Annotated in this window: 14 protein-coding genes; 11 read left to right on the top strand and 3 right to left on the bottom strand. The window is 71.4% G+C overall.

The window, feature by feature from the left end:
- The first annotated feature begins 8 nt into the window (after window positions 1-8).
- Together manA and ADK67_RS47775 are read left to right on the top strand one after the other, a co-directional pair.
- The gene (gene manA, locus ADK67_RS47770; protein WP_157621660.1) at window positions 9-1,220 is read left to right on the top strand and encodes a mannose-6-phosphate isomerase, class I; all 1,212 of its coding nucleotides are present in this window, start codon (window positions 9-11) and stop codon (window positions 1,218-1,220) included.
- A 42-nt stretch (window positions 1,221-1,262) separates the two neighbouring features.
- On the top strand, window positions 1,263-2,183 hold the full coding sequence (locus tag ADK67_RS47775; RefSeq protein WP_053723274.1) for a cation diffusion facilitator family transporter: 921 nt from the start codon (window positions 1,263-1,265) through the stop codon (window positions 2,181-2,183).
- A 431-nt stretch (window positions 2,184-2,614) separates the two neighbouring features.
- Here the strand turns inward: ADK67_RS47775 and ADK67_RS47780 are convergent, their stop codons facing one another.
- The gene (locus ADK67_RS47780) at window positions 2,615-4,135 is read right to left on the bottom strand and encodes an amino acid permease (RefSeq protein WP_053723275.1); all 1,521 of its coding nucleotides are present in this window, start codon (window positions 4,133-4,135) and stop codon (window positions 2,615-2,617) included.
- 119 nt (window positions 4,136-4,254) lie between these two features.
- Between ADK67_RS47780 and ADK67_RS47785 the strand changes: the two genes are divergently transcribed.
- The gene (locus ADK67_RS47785) at window positions 4,255-5,529 is read left to right on the top strand and encodes a glutamate mutase L (RefSeq protein WP_053723276.1); all 1,275 of its coding nucleotides are present in this window, start codon (window positions 4,255-4,257) and stop codon (window positions 5,527-5,529) included.
- On the opposite strand, the gene ADK67_RS47790 is transcribed toward ADK67_RS47785, so the two are convergent.
- The gene (locus ADK67_RS47790; RefSeq protein ID WP_231648716.1) at window positions 5,495-7,885 is read right to left on the bottom strand and encodes a hypothetical protein; all 2,391 of its coding nucleotides are present in this window, start codon (window positions 7,883-7,885) and stop codon (window positions 5,495-5,497) included. The two genes, ADK67_RS47785 and ADK67_RS47790, sit on opposite strands and share 35 nt — an antisense overlap.
- A 131-nt stretch (window positions 7,886-8,016) precedes the next feature.
- Here ADK67_RS47790 and ahcY point away from each other — a divergent pair, with 131 nt between their 5' ends.
- Window positions 8,017-9,480 carry an adenosylhomocysteinase gene (ahcY, locus tag ADK67_RS47795; protein WP_157621659.1) on the top strand — a complete coding sequence of 488 codons (1,464 nt, stop codon included), beginning with the start codon at window positions 8,017-8,019 and terminating at the stop codon, window positions 9,478-9,480.
- Window positions 9,481-9,534: 54 nt separating this feature from the next.
- Here the strand turns inward: ahcY and ADK67_RS47800 are convergent, their stop codons facing one another.
- Entirely contained in the window at window positions 9,535-10,494 is a 960-nt protein-coding gene (locus ADK67_RS47800) for a hypothetical protein (RefSeq protein ID WP_053723279.1), read from the bottom strand.
- A gap of 140 nt (window positions 10,495-10,634) precedes the next feature.
- Between ADK67_RS47800 and ADK67_RS47805 the strand changes: the two genes are divergently transcribed.
- The 7 genes from ADK67_RS47805 (at window position 10,635) to secA (ending at window position 20,915) form a co-directional block, all read left to right on the top strand.
- Window positions 10,635-11,276: a dTMP kinase gene (locus tag ADK67_RS47805; protein WP_053723280.1), complete on the top strand. Its 642-nt coding sequence runs from the start codon at window positions 10,635-10,637 to the stop codon at window positions 11,274-11,276.
- Between the two features lie 186 nt (window positions 11,277-11,462).
- Entirely contained in the window at window positions 11,463-12,140 is a 678-nt protein-coding gene (gene mtrA, locus ADK67_RS47810) for an MtrAB system response regulator MtrA (RefSeq protein ID WP_015104936.1), read from the top strand.
- A gap of 16 nt (window positions 12,141-12,156) precedes the next feature.
- Window positions 12,157-13,890, top strand: a complete 1,734-nt coding sequence (mtrB, locus tag ADK67_RS47815) for an MtrAB system histidine kinase MtrB (protein WP_053723281.1) — start codon at window positions 12,157-12,159, stop codon at window positions 13,888-13,890.
- Window positions 13,887-15,617 carry an LpqB family beta-propeller domain-containing protein gene (locus ADK67_RS47820; protein ID WP_053723282.1) on the top strand — a complete coding sequence of 577 codons (1,731 nt, stop codon included), beginning with the start codon at window positions 13,887-13,889 and terminating at the stop codon, window positions 15,615-15,617. The genes mtrB and ADK67_RS47820 overlap by 4 nt, the downstream gene beginning before the upstream one ends.
- A 126-nt stretch (window positions 15,618-15,743) precedes the next feature.
- On the top strand, window positions 15,744-16,388 hold the full coding sequence (locus ADK67_RS47825; protein ID WP_331459446.1) for a ComF family protein: 645 nt from the start codon (window positions 15,744-15,746) through the stop codon (window positions 16,386-16,388).
- Between the two features lie 432 nt (window positions 16,389-16,820).
- Window positions 16,821-17,513 (top strand): ribosome hibernation-promoting factor, HPF/YfiA family, encoded by a 693-nt coding sequence (gene hpf, locus ADK67_RS47830; RefSeq protein ID WP_053723283.1) that lies wholly within the window; start codon window positions 16,821-16,823, stop codon window positions 17,511-17,513.
- 531 nt (window positions 17,514-18,044) lie between these two features.
- A complete protein-coding gene (gene secA / locus ADK67_RS47835) occupies window positions 18,045-20,915 on the top strand; it encodes a preprotein translocase subunit SecA (RefSeq protein ID WP_053723284.1) in 2,871 nt (956 codons plus the stop codon).
- Window positions 20,916-21,080 lie beyond the last annotated feature (165 nt).

The raw sequence follows: 21,080 nt of genomic DNA on the forward strand, positions 1-21,080 counted from the left end.
GGATGACTGTGGATCTGCTGCACAACGCGGTGCGCGCGTACGCGTGGGGATCGCGCACCGCCATCGCCGAGCTGCTCGGGAGGGAGGTGCCGACGCCGCACCCCGAGGCCGAGCTGTGGATGGGCGCCCACCCCGGCGACCCGTCCAAGCTGATGGGCCCGGACGGCGAGCCGCGGTCGCTGCTCGACCTGCTCGCCGACGACCCCGACGGCCAGCTCGGCGCCCGCCACGCCGACCGGTGGGGCAGCAGGCTGCCGTTCCTGCTCAAGGTGCTCGCCGCGGACGAGCCGCTGAGCCTGCAGGCGCACCCGTCGGCCGAGCAGGCGGCGAACGGGTTCGCCGCCGAGGACGCGGCGGGCGTGCCCATGGACTCGCCGATCCGCAACTACAAGGACCCGTCGGCGAAGCCCGAGCTGATCTGCGCGTTGACCGAGTTCCACGCGTTGGCGGGGTTCCGCGAGCCCGCGCGCACGGTCGCGTTGCTGCGGTCGTTGGACGCCCCGGACTTCGCGCCGTACGCCGAGCTGCTGGCCGCCCAGCCGGACGCCGACGGCCTGCGCGCCATGTTCACCACGCTCATCACGCTGCCGCAGACCGCGCTGGACATGCTCCTGCCGCAGGTGCTGGACGCGTGCGTGCTGCACGTGAAGGAGCACGGCGAGTTCGACCTGGAGTGCCGCACGATCCTGGAGCTCGGCGAGGCGTACCCCGGTGACGCGGGCGTCCTGGCCGCGCTGCTGCTCAACCGGCTCGTGCTGCAGCCCGGCGAGGCGATCTACCTGCCCGCCGGCAACCTGCACGCGTACCTGCACGGCACCGGCGTGGAGATCCTGGCGAACTCCGACAACGTGCTGCGCTGCGGGTTGACGCCCAAGCACGTGGACGTGCCCGAGCTGATGCGCGTGCTGGACTTCGAGTGCGGCGACATGCCCGTGCAGACCGGCGCGGAGACGTCGCCGGGGCTGTGGGCGTACCGGACGCCGTGCCCGGAGTTCGAGCTGTCGCGGCTCGAGGTGGGGCCGTCCGTCGAGGTCCGGGTGGATCACAGCGGGCCGCAGATCCTGCTGTGCACGCGCGGCCGGGCGCGGTTGACGTGCGGCGACGAGACGTTGGAGCTGGAGCGCGGCCAGTCCGTGTGGCTGCCCTCGCGTGACCCGGCGGTGCTGGTCACCGGTGACGTCGACACCCAGCTTTTCCGGGCCACCCCCGGCGTTGAGTAGGGTCACACCGACAAATCGGACTTGGGCGCAAAGGGAGCAACCGTGTCAGCAGGGGGCGGGACCAAGGCGATCATCGCCGCACTGGTGGCCAATGCCGGGATCGCGGTGGCCAAGTTCGTCGGCTTCCTGATCACCGGATCGTCGTCCATGCTCGCCGAGTCGGTGCACTCGGTGGCGGACACGTCCAACCAGGGCCTGTTGCTGCTCGGGCAGAAGACCGCCCGGCGCAAGGCCACCCTGAACCACCCGTTCGGGTTCGGTCGGGACCGGTACTTCTACTCGTTCATCGTCGCGCTGATGCTGTTCAGCCTCGGCTCGGTGTTCGCCCTGTACGAGGGCATCCACAAGCTGGAGTCGCACGAGGAGCTGAGCAGCCCGATCGTCGCGGTGCTCATCCTGGTCGTCGCGATCGGCCTGGAGACCTACAGCTTCCGCACCGCGATCGTGGAGTCGAAGGCGATCAAGGGCGACGCCACGTGGTGGCAGTTCATCCGGCAGTCGAAGGTGCCGGAGCTGCCGGTCGTGCTGCTGGAGGACGCAGGCGCGCTGTTCGGCCTGGTCCTGGCGCTGATGGGCGTGGGTCTGTCCACGTTGACCGGTGACCCGGTGTGGGACGCCATCGGCACGATCTGCATCGGCGCCCTGCTCGGCGTCATCGCGATCATCCTGATCGTGGAGATGAAGTCGCTGCTGATCGGCGAGGGCGCGGCGCCCGCGGAGCTGGACGTGATCGTGGACCAGCTGACGGGTGGCAAGGTGCAGCGCGTCATCCACATCAAGACGCAGTACATCGGGCCGGACGAGCTGCTGGTGGCGGCGAAGATCGCGCTGAACCCGGGCCTGTCGATCACGGAGGTGGCCGAGGCCATCGACGCGGCGGAGCAGCGGGTCCGGGAGAAGGTCCCGGCGGCCCGCCTGATCTACCTGGAGCCCGACCTGGACCGTTCGCTGGCCAAGTCCTAACCCCTCCGGCGCGGCGAGCAACCGCTCGCCGTTCGGGAGCGTTCCGCTGTGGGCGAGGGCGACGAGCTGCTGTGCGCAGTGCTCGTCGCCCTTTCTCGTGCGGTCGAGCAGTTCGCCGTGCCGGCCGTGTTCGGCGGGCAACCCGGCCAGTTCCCGCTCGGCCAAGTCCTTCGTCACCGGCCAACGTGCGGTCGTGCTTGCGGGATGTGTGGGGCGGGAGGGCTGGTAGGTGGGTGGGGCGGCCGGTGCAGGGCGGGGGCGAGTGGGTGCTGGTTGGTGATCGGTTGGGCGGACGGGGGCCGCGGTTGGTTGGCGGCCTCGTTGTTTCAACCGACGTTCGAGGCGGGCAATAACGGCGTTTTATTTGATCCCTTCTGCAAGATCACTCGAATGGGTTGCCGCGCACCCAGGAAACGGCAGCGCGGCCGACGTCACGGAATCTCGTCGTGCTTCACCACGGGCACGGCGGTGGCGCCCTTGCGGCCCAGCAGCGAATGCCGCCGGCTGTACGCGAAGTACACGACCACGCCCAGCGCCATCCACACCAGGAACCGGACCCACGTCAGCGCGGTCAGGTTCAGCATCAGCCACAGGCACGCCAGGATCGCCAGCACCGGCACCAGCGGCACGAGTGGGACGCGGAAGCCGCGTGGCAGGTCCGGCCGGGTCTTGCGCAGCACCAGCACACCCGCCGAGACCAGGATGAACGCGAACAGCGTGCCCACGTTCACCATCTCCTCCAGCTTGCCCGCCGGGAAGAAGCCCGCGGCGACGGCGACCAGCACACCGATGATCACGGTGATCCGGAACGGCGTGCCGTGCTCGCCCGTGCGCGCCAGCCCGCGCGGCAGCAGGCCGTCGCGCGACATCGCGAACAGCACCCGCGACTGGCCGAGCATCAGCACCATCACCACCGTGGTCAGACCGGCCAGCGCGCCCACCGAGATCACCGTGGCCGCCCAGTCGACACCGTTGGCCGAGAACGCCGTCGCCAACGTCGCCCGCGTGCCGTCGGGCTGGGTCTTGAGCTGGTCGTACGGCAGCATCCCGGTGATCACCAGCGACACCGCCACGTACAGCACGGTCACGATGGCGAGCGACCCGAGGATGCCGCGCGGCACGGCGCGCTGCGGGTTCCTGGTCTCCTCGGCGGTCGTCGCGACGACGTCGAAGCCGATGAACGCGAAGAACACCAGCGACGCGGCGGCCAGCAGCCCCAGCACGCCGTACGTGCTGCCCTCGAAGCCCGTGACCAGCGAGAACAGTGACTGCTCCAGCCCGGACGCGGTGGTGCCGCCGGACTCGGCGGGCGGGATGTACGGGCTGTAGTTCGCCGCCTTGACGTACCCGAAGCCCAGCACGATCACGAGCAGCACGACGGCCACCTTCACCGCCGTGATCACCGCGCTGACCCGCGACGACAGCTTCGTCCCGAGCACCAGCAGCGCCGTGAGCACCACGATCAGCAGCACCGAGCCCCAGTCGACGTCGACCCCGCCGACCGACGCGGTCGTCTTCACGGACACGCCGAGCTGGCCCAGCACCGTCTGCAGGTACAGCGACCAGCCCTTGGCCACCGCCGCCGCGCCGACCGCGAACTCCAGCACCAGGTCCCAGCCGATGATCCACGCCATGAACTCGCCGAACGTCGCGTACGAGAACGTGTACGCGCTGCCCGCCACGGGCACGGTCGACGCGAACTCCGCGTAGCACAGCGCGGCCAGCGCGCACGCCACCGCCGCCAGCACGAACGCCAGCGACACCGACGGCCCCGCGAGGTTGCCCGCGGTGGACGCGGTGAGCGTGAAGATGCCCGCGCCGATCACGACCGCGACGCCGAAGACCGTCAGGTCCCACGCGGTGAGGTCCTTGCGGAGCCTGGTGTCCGGCTCGTCGGTGTCCGCGATCGACTGCTCGACCGACTTCGTGCGCCACAGCCCGTTGCCCGGCACGGTGGTCCCTCCTGTGCTTGATCGCCGCTGCTCCGACACGCCCAGCGTCCTGGTCGCCTGTTGGTCCGTTCAGACTAAAGGTGGGTACCGACAATTCGCGGCACCGGTAGTTTTCGCCCATGACAGTGCTCTGCCTGGACGTCGGCTCGACGTGGACCAAGGGCGCCCTCGTGTCGCACGCCGGCGAGTTGCTCGGCACCGCACAGCACACGACTACCCCGCCGGAGGTGCTTCAAGGCATCGACGCGGTCGCCGATGCCCTGGGCCCGGCCGAGCAGACCCTCGCGTGCTCGTCCGCGGGCGGCGGGTTGCGGCTCGCGGTCGTCGGGCAGGAACGGCTGGTCAGCGCCGAGGCCGGGTACCGGGTGGCGTTGTCGGCGGGCGCGAAGGTGGTGCACGTGTCGGCCGGTCCGCTGGACGGCGCGGGCGTGCGGGCGCTGCGCGCGGCCGAGCCGGACCTGGTCCTCCTGGTCGGCGGCACGGACGGCGGCGACGCGTCGGTCCTCCTGCACAACGCGGGCAAGCTCAGCCGGGTCGCGTGCCCGATCGTGCTCGCGGGCAACGCCGAGGCGCAGCCGGAGGCCGCCGGGCTGCTCGCCGCGCGGACCGTGGTGCGCACCGCGAACGTGCTGCCGGACGTGGGCGAGCTCGCACCGGGCCCGGCACGTGCGGCGATCCGGGAGGTGTTCCTCCGGCACGTGATCGGCGGCAAGGGTTTGTCCCGGGGCCGGAGGTTCCGCGGGCTCGTGCGCGCGGTCACCCCGGACGCCGTGCTGCGGGGCGTGTCGCGGCTGGCCGCGCAGGACCGGGAGGGCGCGGTGCTGGTCGTGGACGTCGGCGGCGCCACCACGGACGTCTACTCCGCGGTGTCCACTGTGGAAGGTCCGGAGCGGACGGTGGCGCTGCCGCCCGACCGCCGCACCGTCGAAGGCGACCTCGGCCTGCGCTGGTCGGCGCCCGGCGTGGTGGCGGAAGCGCTGGCGGAGAAGCTGATCGACAAGGGCGAAGCCGCGGTGCTGCACCGCGAAGCCGCCGCACGGGCCGCCGACGTGACGTGGCTGCCCGACGACCCGACCGTGGACCGGCGGCTCGCCGCGCTCGCCGCCGTGCTGGCCGTCCGCCGGCACCTCAGGCTCGTCGACGGCCAACTCGGACCGCGGGGAGCGGGGCTGCTGGTGCTGTCCGGCGGCGTCTTCCGGCACGCCGAGTCGACCGACGACGTGGAACGCGTGCTGCGCGCCGACCCCGTCCTGCGCCCGGTCCTGCGCACCGCGGCCGTCACGGTCGACCGCGACTACGTGCTGGCGCCGGCGGGTCTGCTCGCCGAGACCGGCCGCACGGCGGCGGCCGACCGCCTGCTCACTGCGTTTCGGGAGACGGCGACGGCGACCTGAGCGGCGCCTGCCGCGCGGTCGGCAGCACGGGCGCCGCCGGCGGGTCCGTCGTCTCCAGGCCCGCCGCGATGGCGATCGCCCGGTCCCACTCGGGGTCGGACGTGTAGTCGGCGTGCCGGTTCACGCCCGGCGCCCACCGCCTGCCCGGGAACGGTCCGCGCTGCGGGTCCGGCAGCCAGTGGTCGCCGCCGAGCACCAGCGCGCCGGTCGGGCCGCGCAACGCCGGCGGCAACGCGCCCGACGTGCCGTCCGGCCGGAAGCCCGCGCCGAGCAGCATCCCGTCGAACACCTGCCGGTCCCACGTCATCACCGCGCCGCCCAGCGCGTCCGTGCCGCGGCACAGCGCACGCCACCGCCCGGCCAGCCCGCCGGCCAGCGACTCCAGCGAGCTGTGCGGCACCACCGCCGGGAACGCCCGCGGGTATGCCCACTGCAACTGCGAGCCCGCCGTGACCAAGCCCACCCGTTCGGCCTGGGCCGGTGGCAGCTCCTCCAGCAGCCGGGCCGCCGCGACCGCCGCGAGCAGGCTGCCCTGGCTGTGCCCGGCGAGCACGACCCGCGTGCCGGGGTCGGCCAGGTGCTCCCGCACGCGTGCCACCAGCTCGGGCACCACCTTCAACGCGTAGCACGGCGGCACCACGGGGTGCGCCTCGCGCGGCCAGAACGCCGCCAGGTCCGCCAGCACGCCGACCTGCCGCGCCTTGTCCGGCCGCCGTGCCGCCAGGTACACCGCCCGGAGCAGCGACAACGCCAGCACGGCCAGCACGGCCACGCCGAGGCCGACGACCGGCCGCGCCCACGTCGGCGGGTCGACCTCCCGCAGCCGCAGGAACGCCGACGGCACCGCGCCGACCGCCAGCACCGTCGACATGATCAGCACCACGTGGTGGCTGTGCCGCCGCTGCCACCGCGCCCACCACCACGCCCGCGCGGCGCGCTTCGCGTCCCGTGCGCGCCCCGCGTGCAACAAGGACGCCTCACGTGCCCACTCCTTGTCCCGCCGGAGGGAGCTCCACCGCATCATCCCCGTGGTCACCGCCATCGCCACCCCGGCCAGGAACGCCAGCACCCCGGCCACGCCCCACAGCAGCGCGATGTAGTCGTACCCGCGCGGCAGGTCGCCGTGCCCGAGCACCTGCCGCACGCTCAGCGCGATGCCCGCGCCGAACCCGCCGCCGAGCAGCGCGGCCACCGCCACCACCGGCGCGGCCATCCACCCGCCCGCCCACGGCCGCAGCTCACGGGGCTGCGCCGACCAGGCGCGCCGGGCCAGCAACGCGGCCGGCACCAGCAGCAACGCGATCAGCACGCACACCAGCGCGACCAGCGCCGCCACCATCTGCACGGCCAGGTCCGCGCCGGGCAGCCGCACCGGCAACCGGTCCAGCAACGCCACCGCGACCAGCAACGACACCCACGCGACGGCGTGCAGCACGCGCCGCGGCCGTGGCCCCAGCGCGGCCCGCAGCCACCGGCCACCCCGGTGCGGCGCGCCGCCGGTCGGGTCGTCCAGCAGCATCGCGCCCAGCGCTGACACCGCGACGAGCGCCACACCCAGCGCCCAGCACGCCGTGATCGCGCCACCGTGCCAGCCGGGCGCGAGCAGCGGGCCGGCCGGACCGCCCAACGCGATCACCACGGCCGCGCCCAGGCCCGCGACCACGTGCAGCACCCGCAACGCGGGCGTGTCCGGGTCGGTGGCCACGTGCGCGCCGGGCAGCCCGGACCGCCCGCCCTCGGCCGCGGGCACCTCCTTGCGCTCGATCCGCCAGTCCACACTGGACATCCGGTGCAGCACGAACACGGCCAGCGCGATCGGCGCCAGGCCCACGACGGCGCGCACCCACGGCGTCGTGCTCAGCCACGAGGGGCCCCACAGGCACGTGGCGGTCGGCGCGAGGCACTGCGTGGCCACCAGGTCGAGGCTGATCACCTCCAGCTGGGCGATCAGCAGCACGGTCAGCAGCAGCGCGGCCAACCGGAGCAACGCCCGCAGCGCGATGCCCAGCAGGTGCGCGGGCACCGAACCGGACGGCACCGGCGGCAGCATCCAGTGCGCCACGTTCGCCAGCGAGAACGGGAACAGCAGCGCCCACGTCGCCTTGGCCCAGCCGCCCGAGGTCATCGCACCCCAGACGTAGCCCTCGACGACCCGGGTGACCGGGCGTCCCGCGGCCTGCAGCACCGGGCCGGGCGCCGGTCTGCGGAGTCGGTCGGCCGGGCGGACGACGCGGCCGAGCCCGTCGCCCGCCACGTCCACCGCCGCCACCGCGTCGACCAGCGACTGCGGGGTGGTGCCCTGGACACCGTGCACCCGCAGTTCGACCACCCGTGTGTCGGGGCCGGGAATCAGCACAGATCCTCCCGCGAACATCACTTGAGCCTCGCCATACTGGTCCATTGGCGCGCAGATGCCGCCGACCGCCGTGGCACGGCGTGGCGGGCGGTAGTGTCGGGTCGTCCTACCCGAAGATGGAGGAACCCGCGATGACCGCCGAGAGGCTCCAGACCCGCAACGGCATCGACTTCGCCGTGGCGGACCTCTCCCTGGCCGAGTTCGGCCGCAAAGAGATCCGGCTGGCCGAGCACGAGATGCCCGGCCTGATGGCGTTGCGCCGCGAGTACTCGGAGGTCTACCCGCTCAAGGGCGCGCGGATCTCCGGCTCACTGCACATGACCGTGCAGACGGCCGTCCTGATCGAGACCCTGGTCGCCTTGGGCGCCGAGGTGCGCTGGGCGTCGTGCAACATCTTCTCCACGCAGGACCACGCCGCCGCCGCGGTCGTGGTCGGCCCCCACGGCACCGAGGAGGAGCCGAAGGGCGTCCCGTGCTTCGCCTGGAAGGGCGAGACGCTGGAGGAGTACTGGTGGACCGCCGAGTCCATGCTGACCTGGCCGGACGGCGGCGGCCCCAACATGATCCTGGACGACGGCGGCGACGCCACGATGCTCGTCCACAAGGGCCTGCAGTACGAGAAGGCCGGTGTCGTGCCGCAGCCCGAGGCGGACGACTCCGAGGAGTGGAAGATCTTCCTGGGCACGCTGCGCGCCTCGCTGGCCGCGGACAACGGGAAGTGGACCAAGATCGCCGAGGGCATCCGCGGCGTCACCGAGGAGACCACCACCGGCGTCATGCGGCTGTACCAGCTGGCCGCCGCCGGTGAGCTGCTGTTCCCGGCGATCAACGTCAACGACGCGGTGACCAAGTCGAAGTTCGACAACCGGTACGGCATCCGGCACTCGCTGATCGACGGCATCAACCGCGGCACCGACGTGCTCATGGGCGGCAAGGTGGCCGTGATCTGCGGTTACGGTGACGTCGGCAAGGGCGCGGCGGAGTCGCTGCGCGGCCAGGGCGCCCGGATCATCGTCACCGAGATCGACCCGATCTGCGCCCTGCAGGCCGCCATGGACGGCTACGAGGTGCAGACCCTCGAGGACGTGATCGACCGCGCCGACATCGTGATCACCACGACCGGCAACAAGGACGTCGTGCGCATCGAGCACATGGCCGCCATGAAGCACCAGGCGATCGTGGGCAACATCGGCCACTTCGACAACGAGATCGACATGGCCGGCCTCACCCGCTTCCCCGGCATCCGGCGGATCAACATCAAGCCGCAGGTCGACGAGTGGGTGTTCCCGGACGGCCACTCGATCCTGGTGCTGTCCGAGGGCCGCCTGCTCAACCTGGGCAACGCCACCGGTCACCCCAGCTTCGTGATGTCCAACTCGTTCTCCAACCAGGTGATCGCGCAGGTCGAGCTGTTCACCAAGCACCAGGAGTACGACAAGGAGGTGTACCGCCTGCCGAAGGTGCTGGACGAGAAGGTCGCCCGCATCCACCTCGAGGCGCTCGGTGGCAAGCTCACCAAGCTGTCGAAGGACCAGGCGGAGTACATCGACGTCGACGTCGAGGGCCCGTACAAGCCCGAGCACTACCGCTATTAACTGCCGCTGTTCGGTGCGAACGGCCGGGGTGCTCTCAGCGCCCCGGCCGTTCCGCTAGGTCCACTCGACGCTGATCCCGGCGACGCCCGGGCCGACGTCCTCGAAGTAGGCGCTGGCGAACCCGCCCAGCCCGCACACCAGCTCCTCCAGGTCCACCGGCACGGCCTCGGCGTCCAGCCGGAACTGCTTGGTGCACCGCGCGGGCAGGGCGCGGCGGTTGAACGCCAGTTGCAGCAGGTAACCGCGGCACGGTTCGCGGAACGCCCGCCGGTGGCCGGGTGTCGGCCCGCCTGTGTCGTCCACCACGGTGAAGCTGAACACGTGCTCCTCGCCCTCGGCGAGCCTGCGGTCGAACAGCAGCTCGAACGCCAGCCCGCGGGTGGCCAGCTGCCGGCGCAGCCGTCCGAGCCGGCACCCCTCGCCCGGCCGCACGAGCGCGTTGTCGATCAGGCAGCCCTCGTCGCCCTGGTGCACGGCCAGGTACCGGTCCGGTCCGGCCTTCGCCGCGCGCACCACCAGCCGGGTGCTGATCGACCGCTGCTCGCGTTCCGGCCCGATCAGCACGGTGTCGTGCACGGACAGCACCTCGATGTCGGTGTTCGCGCCGACGTCGCTGACGGCCTCGAACTCGGACAGCACCGGCACCGGCGACACCCAGCCGCTCGGGCGGGTCAGCCGGGGCTGCGGCCGGTTGCCGACGAGCGCCACCAGAGACTCCGGCGGCAGCTTGAGCACGGTCTCCAGCGCGCGCACGGTGGCGATGGCGCGGGGCACCTCGGGGTGCCGCAGACCGCGCTGCCAGTAGCTGAGCGTCGACTGTCCGACCTGGACGCCCAGCTGCTCCAGGTGCGCCCGCAGGCGGGCCAGGGACAGGCCGCGGTGCGCGATGGCGTCGTGCAGGGCCCGGTGGAACGGCCCGTACCGGAGGGTCTCGGTGAGGCCGCCGGGCAGGGTCCCGGTGGGGTGGGCCGGCTGCTCGTCAACCGGTCTGGCGTGCCCGGAATCCGCGGTCACCGCGGCACCACCCTTTCGCGCAACCGGAAATGGGCTTCACCGTAGTCACTCAATCTGGTGACGCAAAGGATCTCTTGTCACCCGACTGGGCGATGTGATGCGGCCGATCGTGAGCGGACAGTGCCCCTTAGGGTGTTCCCGTGGGAAAACTCGTCGTGATCGAGGGCCTGGACGGCGCCGGCAAGCGCACCCTGGCCAAGGCGTTGACCGACGCGCTGGACGCGCGCGGCGCGAAGGTCGCCACGGGCGCGTTCCCGCGGTACGACGAGGACGTGCACGCCGACCTCGTGCGCGACGCGTTGCACGGCAGGCTGGGTGACCTGACGGATTCGGTGTACGGCATGTCGGTCCTCTACGCGCTGGACCGGCGCGGGGCGGCCGACCGGATCCGGGCCGAGTTGGACCAGTACGACGTGGTGCTGCTCGACCGGTACGTCGCGTCCAACGCGGCCTACGGCGCGGCCCGGTTGCACCAGGGCGCGGACGGCGAGTTCGTCGAGTGGCTGCGGTCGCTGGAGGTGGACCGCTTCGGGTTGCCGATCCCGGATCTGCACCTGCTGCTGCGCGTGCCCGCGGGCGTGGCGGCGGACCGCGCGGCCCACCGCGAGGCGGCGGAGGCCAGGGGGCGCGACCTGTACGAGTCGGACGGCGGCCTGCAAGAGCGCTGCGCCGCCGTGTACGACGGGTTGGCCGCGGCCGGGTGGCTCTCGCCGTGGGAGGTGCTGGACGGCACCGCTGACCTGCGGGTCGAGGCGATCCTCGACCGGTGGTTCACCCATTAGTGTAAGAAAGTAACAAAACGTCACCACTCCGCCGATGAGTCGCAGAGGATTCGCGTTTCGGCGGGACGAGGTGGGCACGTGGATCGGCGGCAGAGACTGGCTACGGAGTGGACGCGCACGACGACCAGCAGCGATGACCGCTGGGCGGTGCGTGGACTCCCGGCCACTAGTGGGACGATGTTGAGTATGAAGGCACGCGTGCTCGTCGTGGACGACGACCCCGCTCTGGCGGAGATGCTGACCATCGTGCTGCGGGGCGAGGGCTTCGACACCGCTGTGGTGGCCGACGGCGCCCGCGCGCTGCCCGCGCTGCGGGAGTTGAAGCCCGACCTGGTCCTGCTGGACCTGATGCTGCCCGGCATGAACGGCATCGACGTCTGCAAGGCGATCAGGTCCGAGTCGGGCGTCCCGATCGTGATGCTGACCGCGAAGAGTGACACGGTGGACGTGGTGCTCGGCCTGGAGTCGGGCGCGGACGACTACGTGGTCAAGCCGTTCAAGCCGAAGGAGCTGGTGGCGCGCATCCGCGCCCGCCTGCGCCGCACCGAGGCGGAGCCCGCCGAGGTGCTGCAGATCGGCGACCTGACCATCGACGTGCCCGGGCACGAGGTGCTGCGCGAGGGCAAGCCGATCCAGCTGACGCCGCTGGAGTTCGACCTGCTCGTGGCCCTGGCCCGCAAGCCGCGCCAGGTGTTCACCCGCGAGGTGCTGCTGGAGCAGGTGTGGGGCTACCGGCACGCGGCGGACACCCGGCTGGTGAACGTCCACGTGCAGCGGCTGCGCTCCAAGGTCGAGCGCGACCCGGAGCACCCCGAGGTGGTGCTGACCGTGCGCGGCGTCGGGTACAAGGCCGGCCCTCCGTGATCGGAACGCACTGGAAATGACGCAGCGTTGGTTCGACCCCGTGGTGCGCGAAGTGCGCCGCGGGGTCGAGCGCGCTCGTCGTCAGGCGATCTCGTTCGGCGAGCTGTGGCGGCGCTCGCTGCAACTGCGCGTCGTGGTCAGCACGCTGGCGCTGTCGTCGGCCGTGGTGTTCGTGCTCGGCATGGTGCTCCAGGTGCAGATCACCGGCCAGCTGCTGGAGACCAAGATCGACGCGGCGGTCCGGCAGGCCGAGGCGAGCGCGGCGGCGATCCAGCCGGACCTCGCGGGCCTCAACCCCGGCCCCGACAGCGTGAAGACCCGGTTCACCACCGCCCTGAACAAGATCAACACGTCGGGGGTCGACCTCGACCCGACCAGTTCCGGCGCGGGCGCGTTCGAGCCGGTGCTCCGCGACCCCGTCGGCACCGGCTCCGACGGCATGCCGGTCGCCGTCGGCCAGTACGAGGACGTGCCGGACGGGCTGTTCAAGATGCTCGAACGGGGCAGCGCCGGCTACCAGATCACCACCGTGGAACGCGAGGCCGGACCCACCACGCTGCTCGTCGTCGGCAAACCGGTGAACAGCTCCGCCCGGCCGATGCACCTGTACCTGCTGTTCCCGCTGACCAGCGAGCAGGCCACCGCGGACGTCGTGCAGAGCACCCTGGTCGTCGGCGGCGTGGTGCTGCTACTGCTGCTCGCCATGATCGCGAACCTGGTCACCCGGCAGGTCGTGCGGCCCGTGCGGCAGGCCGCCGAGATCGCCGAGCGGTTCGCCGACGGCAGCCTCGACCAGCGGATGCCCGTGGTCGGCGAGGACGACGTGGCGCGGCTGGCCGAGTCGTACAACGAGATGGCCGCCAGCATCCAGCGGCAGATCCACCAGCTGGAGGAGTTCGGCCAGCTGCAACGCCGGTTCACGTCCGACGTCTCGCACGAGCTGCGCACGCCGTTGACGACCGTGCGGATGGCCGCGGACGTGCTGCACGCCTCGCGCGAGCAGTTCCCCGGCGGCCTGGCCAGGTCGACCGAGCTGCTGGTCGACGAGCTGGACCGGTTCGAGTCGCTGCTCGGCGACCTGCTGGAGATCAGCAGGCTCGACGCGGGCGTGGAGGAGCTGGCCGCCGAGCTGGTGGACATCCGCGTGCTGGCCCGGCGCGCCCACGACGCGGTGCGCGCCATCGCCAACAGCAGCGGCACCACGATCGTGATGGACCTGCCCGACCACGAGGTCACCGCCGAGCTGGACTCCCGCCGCGTCGAGCGGATCCTGCGCAACCTGCTCGCCAACGCCATCGACCACGGCGAGGGCCTGCCGGTCGAGCTGACGCTGCGCGGCGACGGCGAAGCGGTCGCGGTGACGGTCCGGGACCACGGCGTCGGCCTGCGCGCCGGCGAGGCCGACCTGGTGTTCAACCGGTTCTGGCGCGCCGACCCGTCCCGCAACCGCCGCACCGGCGGCACCGGCCTCGGCCTGTCCATCAGCCTGGAGGACGCGCGGCTGCACGGCGGCTGGCTGGAGGCGTGGGGCGAACGCGGCCTCGGCGCGGTGTTCCGGCTCACCATCCCGTGCCGGCTGGGCCACGAGCTGACGTCCAGCCCGCTGCCGCTCGAACCGCCCGACCTGCCGCCCGTGGTCGAGCCGGAGCCCGGCGCGCCCGAGCCGGTGGAGGAGGTCGAGCTGACCGAGGAGGAGATCACGTGGCAGCCCGCGCAACCGGTCACCGGCGAACGCGAGGAGGTCCGGTGAGGCTCCTCGCGGTGCTCCTGGCCGTGCTCGTGGCCGCCGGCTGCGCCGCGATCCCCACCGAGACCTCGCCGATCGCGGTCAACCCGTCGGTGGGCAACGCCAGCGAGGCGGCCGCGCCCAAGCCGATCAACGACATCGACCCGTTGACGCTGGTCCGGGAGTTCGTCAACGCCTCGGCCAACCCCGAGGGCGACTACGCGGCGGCCAAGGCGTACCTGACCGAGGACGCGAAGAAGGCGTGGAACACCAAGGGCACGCCGACGATCATCGACACGACGTTCAACACCGTGCCGACGCCGGGCGTGACGACCGACGACAAGCACCGCATCGTGCTGCTGCAAGGGCGCAACGTCGGCCGGCTGCAGCTGGAGGACAACTCGTTCATCCAGCTCATCGGCCCCCTCGACACGCCGATCGGGATCGAGCGCGACGCCGAGGACCAGTGGCGCATCTCCGCGCCGCCCGACGGCATCTACGTGCCGCTGGGCGGGTTCCAGCAGAACTACCGGCGGGTGACGCTGTTCTTCTACAGCCCGGACTTCAGCGTGCTCGTGCCCGACCCGCGGTGGGTGGTCATCGCGCCGTCCACGTCGATCCCCAGCCGGGTGACCAGCCTGCTGCTCAAGGGACCGTCGGTGGGGATGCGCGGCGCGTTGGCGACGGCCGTCCCGAACGGCGCGGCGCAGCGCAAGAACACCTCCGAGGCCGACGACGGCGCGCTCGAAGTCGACCTGACGAAGGTCGGCGACATCACGCTCCAGGTCGGCAAGCAGATCGCGGCGCAGGTGGTGAAGTCGCTCGCGGGCGTGACCAGCAGCCGGATCAGGCTGCTCGTCGAGGGCCAGTCGATCAGCAACGAGCAGCACGAGTGGCGGCCCGCGGACGTGCAGACCGGTGAGGAGCTGACCACGCCCAACGCCGACCTGACCGGGATGCTGGTCGGCAACGGGCGGGTCAAGCAGATCAACGGCGACCCGGCGCCCGGACCGGCGGGCGCCGGTGACTACCAGGTGCTGAGCGCGGCGCAGTCGTTGGACGGCAGCCGGCTGGCCGTGGTGAGCCGGGTGGCGGGCGACGCCGTGCGGCTGCGGGTCGGGCCGGTGCAGGAGCAGCTGCCCGAGGTCGACCTGCGCGCGTCGACGCTGACCAGGCCGACGTGGCTGCTCAGCGGCCGTCAGGGCGAGCCGGCCACCGAGGTGTGGACGGTCGCCGACGGCGCCAACGTGGTGCGTGTGATCAAGACCGACAGCGGGTGGACGGCGAACGCCGTCAACGCCTCCGAGCTCGCGGAGCTGGGGCGGATCACCGAACTGCGGCTGTCCCGCGACGGGACGCGCGTGGCGGCTGTGGTGGACGGCAAGCTCGTCGTGGCGGCGGTCGTGGGCGGCCAGGACTCGGCGGTGTCGCTGCGGTCGCCCCGTCACCTGCAGCCGTCGCAGCTCGGCACGAGCGCGTTGGCGCTCGACTGGCTGGCGCAGGACGTGCTGGTGGTGAGCACGTCACTGGCCGCGTGGCCGATCGCGAAGGTCAACATCGACGGGGTCCGGGTCGAGCGGTACAACACGTCGAACCTGACCGTCCCGGTCGCCTCGGTGACCGCCGCGCCCGGTCGCAACGTGCTGGCGGTCGACCAGAGCGGGCTGTGGAGCGCGAACGACGTGGGCGACGTGTGGCGTGCGTCGACGACCAAGGTGGACGCGGGCACCCAGGCCTTCTACCCAGGCTGAGTTGGATGGCGCCGCCTCCGGCGGCGTGACCTCGCGGGGTGGTGACTCGCGGGTCACTTCGCGAACGCTCGCGAGTTCACCCCATCGTGCAAGGCGAGGACCTCGGCGAAGGGGTCTGGATTGTCGGTGGTCGCCGGCATCGTCGCGGCCATGCTGATCAACCTGCTGTTCCCGCCCCGCTGTCCCGGCTGCGGCACGTGGGGAGTGCGGCTGTGCGCCCGCTGCCTGGCCCTCTTCGGGATGCCGAAGCGCGTGCCCGGCGCCGGTCCGCCAGTGTTCGCGCTGGCCGCCTACGCGGGCGCGGCGCGTGAGTTGGTGCTCGCGTTCAAGGAGCGGGGCCGTCGCGAGCTGGCGGCCGTGTTCGGCGCGCTGGTCGCCGCCGCCGTGCCCCGGCTGCCCGGCGTGGGGCCCGACCCGTGGCTCGTGCCCGCCCCGTCGCGCGCGTCGGCCGCCCGCGCCCGCGGCGGTTCCCACGTGCTGAGAATGGCCCGTGCGTCCGGCTTGGCCACGGCGCCCGCGCTCGCGTTCACGAGAGGAGTTCGTGATTCGGTGCGGCTCGACGCGGCGTCTCGACAGGCGAATCTGGCGGGCCGTGTCCGACTCGTCCCGTATCGCCTGCCACCACCGGGCACACCGGTCGTCCTGCTGGATGACGTGGTGACGACGGGTTCGACGGCACGCGCCTGCGTTTCGGTGTTGAAAGCGGCCGGATTCGGGGTACCCGCCGTTCTCACGCTCACGACAGCACGCAGAACCCACCCACACGGGTGAATCCCACCGGGAACCTCCCGGGACGCTCGCCCGTTGGCCGGTTATGACGCCCGCGCAGAGGCCGTTCGCCGTAACCACTCTGCTGACGGGTGCCTGTGCCGGTCTCGGCCGTTCGGGTGAGCGGCCGGCGGTGTGGCGTCCGAGCGCGCCCGCGTGGCGCGCCGTCGGCGGCAGTTTTTCGTCGCTCTGCGTTACGACAAGAAAATCTTGGAGTTCCCCCGCCCCGGGGGCTGTCGCAGCGGCGAATACCGGGCTAACGTGCACCGCTATCAGCGTTCCCGGCACGCGGGGAGGAGGCGAACAGCCCATGACCCTGGCGCCGGTGAGGCGCTGAGGGGCCACCCTCAGCGACAAAGTCCGCGAACATGATCGCGAATCCGGCGCCCAAGCGATCCAAAGCCATTGCTCGCAGCAAAGCGAGGGAGGTCGTGTATGGACATCGTCGTTAAGGGCCGCAACGTCGAGGTGCCCGATCACTACAGGGTTCACGTCGCCGAAAAGCTGGCCAGGCTTGAGCGTTACGACCGCAAGGTCATCCGCTTCGACGTGGAGCTTTTCCACGAGCCGAACCGCAGGCAGTCGAAGAACTGCCAGCGTGTCGAGATCACCGGCAAGGGACGCGGTCCGGTGGTTCGTTCCGAAGCATGTGCGGGCGACTTCTACGCCGCCCTGGACTCCGCGGTGAGCAAGCTCGAGAACCGGTTGCGGCGCTCGCATGACCGCAGGCGCGTGCACCACGGGCGACGTGCCCCGGCATCGGTCGCCGAGGCGACCAGCGGACTCGGGGAGTCCCTCCCCCTCCGCCCCGACAGCGACGGCGGCCAGGCACAGGGCATGTGGCTCGGCCACACCGCCGTGCTCGAAGCGGCCGAGCCGCAATCCTCGCGCGAGGGCATCGCGGAAGTGCCCGCGCAGCGCTGGGAAGACGGCATCGAGGACAACCTGCCCGGCCAGATCGTGCGCGAGAAAGAGCACACGGCCAAGCCGATGACCGTCGACCAGGCCCTCTACGAGATGGAACTGGTCGGCCACGACTTCTACCTGTTCTCCGACGCCGACAGCGGCCGTCCGAGCGTCGTCTACCGCCGGAAGGGGTTCGACTACGGCGTGATCAGGCTGGCCTGAGAGCCGCCTGACCACGGTCCCCTCACTCGACCTTCACGCGACCCCCGGCGTCTTGAGCGCCGGGGGTCGCGATGCGCGAACCGCGTTTCCCGTGATCGAAAGCCGTGATCGCCGGAAAATGTGTCACGAACGACCGGTGTGACCTTGCGAACCGGTCACCGGCGGCGTATTTGGACGACCGTCGAAGTCCGCCGGGCCGGCCGGCGTGGGATTTGTCTCTAAATCGGGCGAATTGGGCCGATCTCGCCGCGTGCACCGGGGGAGACCGGCCGTCTTGCGTCCGTCCGGGTGGCGGGTCGACGTGCCCTGGTCACGGAACGCGATCTTCGGCCGCCCCGTGGCGCTCGGATCGGACGTCTCCGGAGCGCCCCGGAGGCGTCTTCGGGAGGGCTTCCTACCTGTGTCTGTGCACACACCTTCACGACTTGCCTACGATGGCTAGTGGTGAAGGCTCGCCATGGCCGTGGTGAGCCCCTGTGGAAGGCGCCCGTCCCCCGGGCGCGTCGCGATGAGGTAATGAGGTCGACCCGGATGGTGCTGTCCCGACTGCTCCGCGCTGGCGAGGGCAAGATGCTCAAGCGCCTGCGCAACATCGCAGCGCACATCAACAACCTCGAAGACGACGTCGTCGACCTCTCCGATGCGGAGCTGCGCGCGAAGACCGAGGAGTTCCGCAAGCGCCACGCCGACGGTGAGTCCCTGGACGAGCTGCTGCCGGAGGCCTTCGCGGTGGTCCGCGAGGGCGCCAAGCGCACCCTCGGCCAGCGGCACTTCGACGTCCAGCTGATGGGCGGCGCGGCGCTGCACCTCGGTCAGATCGCCGAGATGCGCACCGGTGAGGGCAAGACCCTGACCTCCGTGCTGCCCGCCTACCTGAACGCGATCGCGGGCCAGGGCGTGCACGTCGTCACGACCAACGACTACCTGGCCAAGCGCGACGCCGAGTGGATGGGCCGCATCCACCGGTTCCTCGGCCTGACCGTCGGCGCGATCCTGTCGGAGATGACGCCCGAGCAGCGCCGGGTCGCCTACAACGCCGACATCACCTACGGCACGAACAACGAGTTCGGCTTCGACTACCTGCGCGACAACATGGCCTGGAGCCGTGACGAGATGGTCCAGCGCGGCCACTTCTTCGCGCTGGTCGACGAGGTCGACTCGATCCTGATCGACGAGGCCCGCACGCCGCTGATCATCTCCGGCCCGGCCGACCAGTCGTCGCGCTGGTACGTCGAGTTCGCGCGGCTGGCCACCAAGATGCGCCGCGACACCCACTACGAGGTGGACGAGCGCAAGCGCACGATCGGCGTCACCGAGGCGGGCGTGCAGTTCGTCGAGGACCAGCTCGGCATCGACAACCTGTACGACTCGACCAACACCCCGCTGGTCGGCTACTTCCAGAACGCGATCAAGGCCAAGGAGCTCTTCGCCAAGGACAAGGACTACATCGTCCGCAACGGCGAGGTCATGATCGTCGACGAGTTCACCGGCCGCGTGCTGTCCGGTCGTCGTTACAACGAGGGCATGCACCAGGCGATCGAGGCCAAGGAAGGCGTCGAGATCAAGGCGGAGAACCAGACGCTCGCCACGATCACCCTCCAGAACTACTTCCGCCTGTACGAGAAGCTCGGCGGCATGACCGGCACCGCCGAGACCGAGGCGGCCGAGTTCCACCAGACCTACAAGCTCGGCGTCGTGCCGATCCCGACGAACCGCCCGATGCAGCGCTCCGACCAGGCCGACCTCGTCTACAAGACGGAGGAGGCCAAGTTCGAGGCGGTCGCCGAGGACATCGCCGAGCGGCACGAGAAGGGCCAGCCGGTGCTGGTCGGCACGACCAGCGTCGAGCGCTCGGAGTACCTGTCGAAGCTGCTCGTGCAGAAGGGCATCCCGCACGAGGTGCTCAACGCCAAGCACCACGACCGCGAGGCGTTGATCATCGCGAAGGCCGGCCGCAAGGGCGCCGTCACGGTGGCCACGAACATGGCCGGTCGCGGCACGGACATCGTGCTGGGCGGCAACCCGGACATCATCGCCGACCACGAGCTGCGCGAGCGCGGCCTCGACCCGGTGGAGAACCCGGAGGAGTACGAGGCCGCCTGGGCGAAGCTGATCGAGGAGATCACCGCCGAGGTCAAGGCCGAGTCCGAGGAGGTCCGCGCGGCAGGCGGCCTGTACGTGCTGGGCACCGAGCGGCACGAGTCGCGGCGCATCGACAACCAGTTGCGCGGTCGTTCCGGCCGGCAGGGCGACCCCGGCGAGTCGCGGTTCTACCTGTCGTTGAAGGACGAGCTGATGCGCCGCTTCAACGCGGCGATGGTCGAGACGGTCATGACCCGGCTGAAGGTGCCGGACGACGTGCCGATCGAGCACAAGATGGTCACCCGGGCCATCCGCAGCGCGCAGACGCAGGTCGAGCAGCAGAACTTCGAGATCCGCAAGAACGTCCTCAAGTACGACGAGGTCATGAACGAGCAGCGCAAGGTGATCTACGCCGAGCGCCGCCGCGTGCTCGACGGCGAGGACCTGCGCGAACAGGTCGAGCACATGATCACCAGCGTGGTCGGCGCGTACGTCGACGGCGCGACCGCCGACGGCTACGCCGAGGACTGGGACCTCGACCAGCTGTGGACGGCGCTGAAGACGCTGTACCCGATCGCGCTCGACCACAAGAAGGTGCTCGAGGACGACGAGGACGTCACCCGCGAGTCGCTGAAGGCGAAGCTGCAGGCCGACGCCCTGGCCGCGTACGAGGCGCGTGAGGCGGACATCGACGGCCGGGTCGGCCCGGGCGCCATGCGTGAACTGGAGCGCCGCGTCCTGCTCTCCGTCCTCGACCGCAAGTGGCGCGAGCACCTGTACGAGATGGACTACCTGAAGGAGGGCATCGGCCTGCGGGCGATGGCCCAGCGCGACCCGCTGATCGAGTACCAGCGGGAAGGCTTCGACATGTTCAACGGCATGCTCGAAGCCCTGAAGGAGGAAACCGTCGGCTTCCTCTTCAACCTGCAGGTGGAAGCCGCCGAACCGGAGCCGGCCGCCGAGCCGCCGGTCCAGGTGTCGATCTCCAACGGCGGCCCGCTGACCGGCAGCCGGGCCAGGGCCCGCGCCGCCGCCGCTGCCGCCGCCCAGCAGCAGGCGGACGCCAACCAGGCCCCCGCCGGCCCGGCCCTGGCACAACTCCAAAGCGGCAACGCCATCCCGCCCGCACTGCGCGGCAAGGGCCTGGACGGCCACGCCCAGCAAGGCCTGACCTACACGGGCCCGTCCGAGAGCGGCGACGCCGAAACCACCGGCAACGCCCCCCAGCAGGGCGGCACCCAAGCGGGCGGCACCCGCAAGGAACGCCGCGCCGCCGCCCGCGCCCAGGCCAAGGGCCAACGCAAGGGCCCCCGCCAGTAACCAACAAGCCAGACCGCCGAAGCGGGCCACCGACCACCGTCGGCGGCCCGCTTCCGCGTTCCACCCCACCCGACGCCGTTCCCACACCCACGATTCCCTCCCCCCGCCCGCGCCCCACCCCCGCCGCGCCCCCTACCGCGCCCTACCGGGCCGACGCCGCCTACC

The sequence above is a fragment of the Saccharothrix sp. NRRL B-16348 genome, from assembly GCF_001280085.1.
GTDB lineage: Bacteria > Actinomycetota > Actinomycetes > Mycobacteriales > Pseudonocardiaceae > Actinosynnema.

Bases quoted from the DNA above. Each gene is read 5' to 3' on its own strand.
- ADK67_RS47785 (WP_053723276.1), top strand. From the start codon at position 4,255: ATGACAGTGCTCTGCCTGGACGTCGGCTCGACGTGGACCAAGGGCGCC.
- ahcY (WP_157621659.1), top strand. From the start codon at position 8,017: ATGACCGCCGAGAGGCTCCAGACCCGCAACGGCATCGACTTCGCCGTG.
- mtrA (WP_015104936.1), top strand. From the start codon at position 11,463: ATGAAGGCACGCGTGCTCGTCGTGGACGACGACCCCGCTCTGGCGGAG.
- mtrB (WP_053723281.1), top strand. From the start codon at position 12,157: ATGACGCAGCGTTGGTTCGACCCCGTGGTGCGCGAAGTGCGCCGCGGG.
- hpf (WP_053723283.1), top strand. From the start codon at position 16,821: ATGGACATCGTCGTTAAGGGCCGCAACGTCGAGGTGCCCGATCACTAC.
- secA (WP_053723284.1), top strand. From the start codon at position 18,045: ATGGTGCTGTCCCGACTGCTCCGCGCTGGCGAGGGCAAGATGCTCAAG.